Annotated in this window: 7 protein-coding genes, 1 tRNA gene and 1 pseudogene; 3 read left to right on the top strand and 6 right to left on the bottom strand. The window is 57.3% G+C overall.

Translation table 11 applies throughout. The features are described 5' to 3' along the window. From pyrH to H6B10_RS10335, 5 genes and pseudogenes are all read right to left on the bottom strand, one after another. A pseudogene (gene pyrH / locus H6B10_RS10355) lies at positions 1 to 178 on the bottom strand (UMP kinase); the annotation flags it as partial. Positions 179 to 331: 153 nt separating this feature from the next. Further along, a complete protein-coding gene (locus H6B10_RS10350; RefSeq protein WP_204651536.1) occupies positions 332 to 1,141 on the bottom strand; it encodes a sensor histidine kinase in 810 nt (269 codons plus the stop codon). A gap of 24 nt (positions 1,142 to 1,165) precedes the next feature. After that, positions 1,166 to 1,921 (bottom strand): response regulator transcription factor, encoded by a 756-nt coding sequence (locus H6B10_RS10345; RefSeq protein WP_204651535.1) that lies wholly within the window; start codon positions 1,919 to 1,921, stop codon positions 1,166 to 1,168. 66 nt (positions 1,922 to 1,987) lie between these two features. Next, on the bottom strand, positions 1,988 to 2,269 hold the full coding sequence (locus H6B10_RS10340) for a hypothetical protein (RefSeq protein ID WP_204651534.1): 282 nt from the start codon (positions 2,267 to 2,269) through the stop codon (positions 1,988 to 1,990). A gap of 264 nt (positions 2,270 to 2,533) precedes the next feature. Next, a tRNA-Ala gene (locus H6B10_RS10335) sits at positions 2,534 to 2,609 on the bottom strand. 195 nt (positions 2,610 to 2,804) lie between these two features. Between H6B10_RS10335 and H6B10_RS10330 the strand changes: the two genes are divergently transcribed. After that, the gene (locus H6B10_RS10330) at positions 2,805 to 4,664 is read left to right on the top strand and encodes an SGNH/GDSL hydrolase family protein (protein WP_204651533.1); all 1,860 of its coding nucleotides are present in this window, start codon (positions 2,805 to 2,807) and stop codon (positions 4,662 to 4,664) included. A gap of 88 nt (positions 4,665 to 4,752) precedes the next feature. Further along, positions 4,753 to 6,528 carry an ABC transporter ATP-binding protein gene (locus tag H6B10_RS10325; protein WP_204651532.1) on the top strand — a complete coding sequence of 592 codons (1,776 nt, stop codon included), beginning with the start codon at positions 4,753 to 4,755 and terminating at the stop codon, positions 6,526 to 6,528. A gap of 43 nt (positions 6,529 to 6,571) precedes the next feature. On the opposite strand, the gene H6B10_RS10320 is transcribed toward H6B10_RS10325, so the two are convergent. Next, the gene (locus H6B10_RS10320) at positions 6,572 to 7,882 is read right to left on the bottom strand and encodes an oligosaccharide flippase family protein (protein WP_204651531.1); all 1,311 of its coding nucleotides are present in this window, start codon (positions 7,880 to 7,882) and stop codon (positions 6,572 to 6,574) included. Between the two features lie 113 nt (positions 7,883 to 7,995). Between H6B10_RS10320 and H6B10_RS10315 the strand changes: the two genes are divergently transcribed. Further along, the coding region (locus H6B10_RS10315) for a purine-nucleoside phosphorylase (protein WP_204651530.1) at positions 7,996 to 8,468 on the top strand (473 nt) is incomplete at its 3' end.

Genomic DNA, 8,468 nt, shown 5'->3' with positions numbered 1-8,468 from the left:
GGCCGCGCCAGAAGTTGCCGCCGCCAACCACAATGCCGATCTGCGTGCCCAGATCATGAGCCGCTTTGATACCGGCACAAATGGAGGCGATGGTCTCCTCATCAAAGCCGGTGCCTTTGGGACCGGAAAGCGCCTCGCCGCTGACTTTAAGCAGGATACGTTTATACTGAATCCCCATAAAAAATAACACCACCTGTTGTTTAATATGGTCCTATGCCGCACAGGCACAATAAACCATTTTTATTTGTATAGTATTTTACAATAGTTCTGCCATAAAGTAAAGCGCCACAGAAAAAAAAGAGCACTCCCTTTACGGCAGTGCTCCGGTTCTTTATTCTTCCGTCTGCGGCGGCAGAACGGGCTGCAGCTCTCTGCGCAAAAACTGCTTCCTCTGTTCCAGGTTTGTATCCGCGGCAGCAGTGGATTCCAGCACCATACTGCCAAAATCCATGGTACAGTCCGGCAGGGCAAAACGCAGCTCCGTACCGGGACCATCTTCCACCGTCAGGCACCACCCCATGGCCGAAGCATAGGCGCGGATCAGCGGCAGCCCCAGTCCCCCCTGCTCCAACAGGCGGCTGCTCCACATGCCGCGCTGCAACAGGTCACGGGCATCCTGCGGCAGACCCGGCCCGTCATCCCGATAGCAAAACAGCCCCGGCGCGCACGCCAGGGTAATATGCACCGGCTGCCCGGCCGCCAGGGAGTTGGAAACCAGGTTGGCTAACAACCCGTTGAGAAGGGTATCATCCCCCAAGGTCAGCAATATCGGGAGCCCCTGCTCCGCTTCCACCTGTACGGTAGCCTGCAGCTGTTCCTGCACAAGGATCTCGTTCAACAGTGTTCCCAGTTCCCGCAGCTGCCCCAGCAGTTCCATGGGTCTTGGCTCACAGACCTGTTGCAAAACCGGCGCAATGGCGGCATCCGCCGCGTGTTCCCCCAGCCGCCGCAAGGAAACCAGCTGTTGCGCAATCTGCTGCAGCAACGGACGAAGTGTTTCGTACTCAGTCGGCGTCACACTGTGCGCCATCCGGTCATCCAACACTTCAAACGCATTTTCCAGCAAGTGAAAGGAAGCCTGGAACCGCCCGCGCAAGCCGCCCCGCAAAGCCATTGCCAGTTCCTGTTCGTTTGCCTGCATGGTGTCCCCCTTTTTCTTCCGGAATCATATTATTTCCCGCCGGAGCAATTCCAGCAGCGCCTTGAAAAGTTTCCCGTTGGGAAGCACTGCTTCCTCCGGCAGACCACAACGCCGGCACAGGTCCCGGTACAACGGTGTTGCCTGCTGATGCATCTTACGGGACAAGCGCAGTACAGCCGCCGTGACACTGGCCTCCTGCGTATTGTTTTCCTGTGCGGTAAGCTGGTACAGCGTCGCCAGCGTCACCGGACGTTCTGCCGCCAGCGCATACAAAAGCATTTGTTCCAGATAATCACAACCGACCATGGAAGGGTCTGCCTGCATCTTTTGGAGATATTCCCGGCAAAGGCGTCGCGCACGGTACAGCCGGTACTGGTCCGCCCCCGCTCCCAGCAGATAGACCTGGTCAAACAGTTCCCGCATGCGGTAGGGCTTCAACATGACCTGACAGTTTCCGAATGCCTGCACCGCCCGGCGGGCCGCCGTCCGTTCCGGAACAGGGACCGTAAGCAGCAGCACCGGCTCCGGGTCCAGATGCAGGCTGCGGATCTGTTCCAGCAGGGAGAGGATACCCATATCCGCCAGCAAAACATCAATGACCAGAACCTGCGGATTGAGCCCGCTGCGCAGCTGCGTCAGCAGTTCCTGCCCACCGGACAACACCGCTGCTGTGTGAATTTCCGGATGCATCTGAGCGTAAAGCCGGATGCAGTCCCGTTCCATCCGGGCGCCTGCCACAAACACGGCAGACACCGATGTCTTGCACTGAACCGGCCGCATCGGCGTCCACCCTCTTTCCGCAGTCGGGCGAACCCGCCCTTTTTCCAACATTCCTTGCATAGCGCCTTACACCGCCGCTCCGCACAGATCCCGCAAAACATCCGGCACCTGCTCCGGAGCTACTGCATTTTCATACATATAGCACAGTAAACGTCCGGCGAACGCCTCGTCCAGACCACACAAACTGCAGGAAATCTCCTGTTTGGACGTTCGCCGTTTTGCGTGAAAACACAGGGTATCTTTAGCGCGCTGCAACGCATAGGTGACCTGTTCTGCTTTTTGCAGGCCTTCCAGCTCTGAAAAATCGCGCCGATAAACCGCAAGATATTCCTGCCCCGCTTGTTCCATGACTCCTTCATCCTCCCGATATTGAAACCTCAGCAAGAGGAACCTGCCGCGGTACGGCTCCCCTTTAAAATGTACTATAGGGCAAACCGTAAAAGGAATCAATTCACAATCGGTATACGATTTTATACGCGCGATGCAAGAAACGTCCGTTTTTGCAGATTATAGCATAAATTGCGCAAAATGTGAACGCTTTTGTTGTGGTACCATGAATGTTTACACATAAAAAGTGAAAAGGCTCCTGCCTTATTGGCAGAAGCCTTTTACTGGTGGACCTGGAGGGATTCGAACCCTTGACCTCTCGGATGCGAACCGAACGCTCTCCCAACTGAGCTACAGGCCCATATCATGTTTCGACTTGAACTATTTTAGTGCATTCCCATACAAATGTCAAGGGGATAAATTCAAAAAAACGGTTTTTGCGGGAAAGATGTAAAATTCATGATACAAACGCTATTTTCTGCGTCTTTGTGTTTGCACGGTCGGCTCAAATAGTGTATGATGTGAAATATATTCATTCTACGGGGAGTGTTTCCTGATGAAAAAAACGTCCTTTTCCCTGCCGGACCGGTCACACCCTCGCCAGCTTGCGTTATTGCTGGGGCTTGGAGCCGTTGTTCTGGTCCTTATAATTTGCATTCTGGCAGTGGTGCTGGGAGGGTCCAGGGCTGATTTGCCGGCAGTTCCCGCCACGGCGGAAACCGCAGAGAAAGCCACACCGGAAGCACCGGCCCCCACGGCATCGCCCGCCGCCGATGCCGTTACAACTGCCGCCGTGGGGACGGTACTGCCCCAGACCTCCGATGCCGGCCGCAGTTATGTGGACGAAACCCTGTTTATCGGTGATTCCAACACCGCGCGGTACCTGATGTATGCCGACGAAACGGGGCAGGCTTTCACCTCGCTGGATAACAACATCGGCGTTGTCAGCATGGGGGCTGGAGCCATTACCACCCTGAAATGCGAAAAATTCAAGGGCTCCTCCACTATGTACACCGTTCCGGAAGCGGTGGCCATGCTCAAGCCAAAGCGCATCATTATCTGCTACGGCACCAATAATCTGGGCGGCTCCTCCACCGATGCCACCAAGTTTATTTCTACCTACTTACAGGGGCTGCAGGCTATTCAGAAAGCCTGGCCCTACTGCGATATCATCGTCAGTGCCATTCCCCCGCTGGACAAGCAGCGGGAAAATACCAACCTGACCATGACCCAGGTGGATGCATACAACGCAGCCCTGGTGACCATGTGTGAGGAGAACGGATACAAATTCCTGAACAGCGCCGAGATCCTGCGCGACAGCAATACCGGTTGGGCCAAAACAGATTACACACTTTCTGACGGGGTGCATCTGTCCAAAGTGGCCGTAACCGCTTATTTCAACTATGTGCGTACCCACGCCTATGTGACGGAGGATCGCCGTCCGCAGCCGCTGGGGACCATTCCCACCCCTGACGGCGTGCCTGCCAACCTGATCAGTGAAGACCCCATTGCCGTGCGCGGCGCCAAAGTTCCTCTGGAATTTGTTGCCACCAACGGCGGTAAACTTTCCGGCAGCACCAGCCAGCTGGTGAAAAAGGGTGCTTCTGCCAGCGCTGTAACAGCAGTACCCGACGAAGGATTTGTTTTTGCAGGATGGACCGCCAGCACCGGCGGCAGTTACAGCAATGCCACCATCCAGTTTACCATGCCCGCCAATGCCAACGCCGGCGGTGTTGTTTTGACAGCACACTTCAAGGCGGATGCCCACGAACACAACTATGTTCTGGTGGAAGGCACCGAAGTTGCTGCTACCTGCCTGACGGACGGCAGCGCCAAATATAAATGCAGTATCTGCGGCGAGGTAATCGAAAAAGATATTCCCGCCCTGGGGCACGACTGGAATGACGGCCAACAGACCGGCGACCAGATCGTTTACACCTGCCGTCGCTGCGGAGAGACCAAGAGTGAAACGGTGGCTCATACCCACAACTTCAACACCGTTGTGAGCGATACCCCTGCCACCTGTACGCAGGATGAGGTAATTGTACTGCAATGCAGCTGCGGTGCCCAGACTACCCAGAGTGGCCAGGGCGCCCTGGGACATGACCCGGTGAGCCAGAGCGACGGAAGCATTGTGTGTAACCGCTGCGGGACCCTGCTGCAGGCTGCGCCGGCCACGCCTGTTCCCACTGCGCCCCCTGTAGAACCTACTGCACCGCCGGTGGTGGAACCCACCGCGCCGCCTACGGAGCCACCCGCTGAAACTCCGGCTCCCACAGAACCGCCTGCTCCCACCGAAGCCCCGCCTTCCGAGCCTACCCCCGCACCGGAACCTCCTACCGACAGTGGCAGTTCCGAAGGCGAAACAACCACTACCACTGAGGAAAATTTACCGGAACAGCCGACAGAAGGCTGACTTTTCCGTATGCAAAGACCGTCCTTTTCCGGGGGCGGTCTTTGTATGCGGGTTGACAATGATGTTACGTAAAGAGAGGAATTTGATCATGGCACACGCCAAGGAAACCCAAAAGAAAAGCAGCGCATTGCTGCGACGCTTTCTGCCTTACCTGTTAAAATATAAAGGCGTTCTGTTCTTTGACCTGTTCTGCGCAGCTCTTACCACGCTGTGCGACATCGTCCTCCCCAAAATTATGGGTGTACTGACCAACGCTGCTTCCGGCCAGGGGGCTGCGCTCACCGTGCATGCTGTGCTGCGGCTGGCCGCCATCTACTTTGTGCTGCGGCTTATTGACGGCGCCGCCAGCTATTTTATGTCCGGTATCGGCCATATCATGGGTGTACACATCGAAACCGATATGCGCCGCGATGCATTCGATCACCTGCTGCGGCTGGATCACACCTACTACAACAACACCAAAGTGGGCCAGATCATGGGCCGCATTACCAACGACCTGTTTGATGTAACGGAATTTGCCCACCATTGCCCCGAAGAGTTTTTTATCGCCTTTATCAAGATCGTTGCTTCCTTCGTGATCCTGTGTCAGGCCAGTGTTCCCCTGACCCTGGTGGTATTCGCCTGTGTACCTTTGATGGGTGTGGTATCGGTCTACCTGAACCTGAAACTCCGGGCCCGGTTCCGGGAACAGCGGTTCCAGATTGGCGAATTGAACGCCACCATTGAGGACAGTCTGCTGGGCCAGCGGGTAGTGAAAGCCTTTGCTGCCGAAGACCAGGAGCGGGAAAAATTCGCCGCCGGCAACCGGGCGTTCGAACGCATCAAGACACTGACCTACCACGCCATGGCTGCCTTCAACACTTCTACCCGGCTGTTTGACGGTTTGATGTATCTGGTGGTCATTCTGGCCGGCGGTCTGGCGCTGGTATACGGCGCCATCAACGCCGGTGACCTGGTAGCCTATGTGCTGTATGTTTCTACCCTGATTGCCACCATCCGCCGCATTGTGGAATTTGCCGAACAGTTCCAGCGGGGCATGACCGGCATCGAACGTTTTGTGGAGATCATGGACACACCGGTAGCTATCCATGACGCCCCCGACGCCCGGCCTTTGGTGGTGAAGGAGGGCGGCATCCAGTTCCGGGATGTGAGTTTTGAATACCCCGATGACCACAACCAGGTGCTGCGCCACGTAAACCTGACCATCCGCCCCGGCGAGAGCCTGGCTTTGGTAGGGCCTTCGGGCGGCGGTAAAACCACCCTGTGCAACCTGATTCCCCGCTTTTACGACGTGACCGGCGGTGAAATACTCATCGACGGGCAAAACGTGCGGAACGTGACCCTGCACAGCCTGCGGGATGCTATCGGTGTGGTGCAGCAGGACGTTTATCTGTTCAGTGGCACCGTAGCCGAGAACATTGCCTATGGCAAGCCCGGCGCCACCCGGCAGGAAATTGAGGAGGCCGCCCGTCTGGCAGGCGCCGACGGCTTTGTGCGCGCTCTGAAAGACGGATATGACACCTATGTGGGCGAGCGGGGCGTCAAACTCAGCGGCGGACAAAAGCAGCGCATTGCCATTGCCCGGGTGTTCCTGAAGAACCCTCCCATCCTGCTGCTGGACGAAGCTACCAGCGCTCTGGACAACGAGAGCGAGATCCTGGTGGGCCAGAGTCTGGACAAACTGGCCAAGGGCCGCACCACCCTGACCATCGCCCACCGGCTGACCACCATTCAGAACGCTGACCGCATCCTGGTGCTGGGAAAGGACGGCATCGAGGAAGAAGGCAATCACGAAGAATTGCTGGCCCGCAAAGGCATCTACTACCGGCTGTGGAATGGCCTGGTCAGCGGCCAGACTCTGTAATACGCCATCAGGCGAAAGTCCCCCGCTTCGGCGGGGGCTATTTTTATGCCGCCGCAGCCACCTTGAACATTCTCCGGGTGTTGAGAGTAAAGGTCAGCAGGTTGGAGGCAATCATGATTCCCAGAAATGCGGCAATACCGTACCGGGGCAGCAGCAGTGCAATGGCAGCAATGCGAAGTACCGAATCCACCAGTGAATAGCGGAAAGTTGCCAGCTGTTCCCCCAGGCCCTTGAGCACACCATCGATCATGCTTTCCAGATACATGAAGGGCGCTACAAAACCAAGAACTTGCACATAATGGCCCACCTCCGCATCCCGGTATACGATCTGTGCCAGTTGCGGGCCAAACACCACAAAGCATGCTCCTGCCGCCAGAGAAAAGGTTCCCGTAAGTTTCAGCATGGTGCCAATTAGCCGTCTTGTTTCCCGACCATCTCCACGGGTGTAGGCGCGGGTGATTTCTGGCATAAGCAGCCCGGACAGGGCCGACAATACCGAAAACGGAAAAAACAGCAGCGGCAGTGCCATTCCCTTAAAATTGCCGTACTGGGTCATAGCCACCGCCCGGCTGCCCGTATACAGCGAAAGGGTCAGAGGAATCAGGCTGCTTTCCACCGCCTGCAAGCCACTGCCCAACAAACGGCTGCCTTCCACCGGCAGCACGATCTCATACAGCTCCCGGCGTGTGTAGGGATGCAGAGGTTCCCCGCTGCGGCGTGCAAACTCCGGTGTGCGGGCTGCAAACAACAGCATCAGGCCGCAGGATACCCCTTCCGACAGGGTATTGCCCAATACCACCGCCGCGCAGCCGTAGCCGGCACCCCATTGTGCCAGAACCCGCAGTCCCGCCACGGCCACCGCCATGCGCACCAGTTGTTCAATCAGCTGGGTGACGACGTTGGGCGTGACCCGCCGGGAAGCCAGAAAACAGCCTCGCAACGCCCCCGATACCGCCATAAAAGGCAGACTCGGTGCCAGGATGCGCAGTGCGTTCTCGGCCCGGATATCGTGGAGAAGCCACCGGGCGGCAGGTTGTGCCAGCAATGCCTGTGCCACCATGGCAGCGGTTCCGAATCCCAGCGCTGTGGTGCACAGTCCCCGCAGCGTGGCCCCCATTCCCTGCCCGCGGGCCAGACTCTGGGCGGCCAGACGGGTGGCTGCCACATTGATCCCTGCCGTAGCCAGCGACACAAACACCATGTACAACGCCAGAATCAGCTGATACAGTCCCATTCCCTCGCCGCCCAGGTAGGCCGACAAGACCACCCGGAAGCCCATTCCCAACATGCGCAGCACCAGCCCCGATGCGGTGAGCAGCATTGCGTTGTGAAAATATGCCTTGCGTCTGGTCATGACATGGCCCTCCTCTCCCCGTTCCATGCCTATGTATGGCTGCTCTCCATTATTCCTTGCACCCCGGCGCTGCGGGTGGTACAATGAGAGCAACAATCTGCAGGAGGTTTTTTATGAAAGAAGTCGATACCGCTGCCGCATACCTGCGTGCAAAGCTTCCCTTTACCCCCGACCTGGCGCTGGTGCTGGGTTCCGGCCTGGGTGGTCTGGCCGAACAGATTCAGGACCCCATTGTCATTCCCTACCGGGAGGTTCCGGGATTCCCTGTTTCCACCGCACCTGGTCACGCCGGCCAGTTTGTGGCCGGACGCCTGGGCGGCAAAAACGTATTGTGCATGCAGGGGCGCTTTCACTATTATGAAGGCCACGATATGAGCGCCATCGCCCTGCCGGTGCGGGTGTTCAAGGCCCTGGGCTGCCGTGCCCTGGTACTGACCAACGCCGCCGGTGGTGTAAACTGGGATTTCAATGTGGGCGATTTCATGCTGATTACCGACCACATCAACTTTATGGGGGCCAACCCGCTGCGCGGTGCCAATGATGACACCATCGGTCCCCGTTTCTGTGATATGACCCATGTATACAC

This window comes from Gemmiger formicilis (assembly GCF_016901605.1).
Taxonomy (GTDB): Bacteria; Bacillota; Clostridia; order Oscillospirales; family Ruminococcaceae; genus Gemmiger; species Gemmiger formicilis_B.
Note: the sequence above shows the minus strand (reverse complement) of the source record. Positions and strands in the feature narration are given on the sequence as shown.

Excerpts from the sequence above, each read along its gene's own strand:
- H6B10_RS10350 (WP_204651536.1), bottom strand. The coding sequence starts at position 1,141 with ATGCAGGCAAACGAACAGGAACTGGCAATGGCTTTGCGGGGCGGCTTG.
- H6B10_RS10345 (WP_204651535.1), bottom strand. The coding sequence starts at position 1,921 with ATGCGGCCGGTTCAGTGCAAGACATCGGTGTCTGCCGTGTTTGTGGCA.
- H6B10_RS10340 (WP_204651534.1), bottom strand. The coding sequence starts at position 2,269 with ATGGAACAAGCGGGGCAGGAATATCTTGCGGTTTATCGGCGCGATTTT.
- H6B10_RS10330 (WP_204651533.1), top strand. The coding sequence starts at position 2,805 with ATGAAAAAAACGTCCTTTTCCCTGCCGGACCGGTCACACCCTCGCCAG.
- H6B10_RS10325 (WP_204651532.1), top strand. The coding sequence starts at position 4,753 with ATGGCACACGCCAAGGAAACCCAAAAGAAAAGCAGCGCATTGCTGCGA.
- H6B10_RS10320 (WP_204651531.1), bottom strand. The coding sequence starts at position 7,882 with ATGACCAGACGCAAGGCATATTTTCACAACGCAATGCTGCTCACCGCA.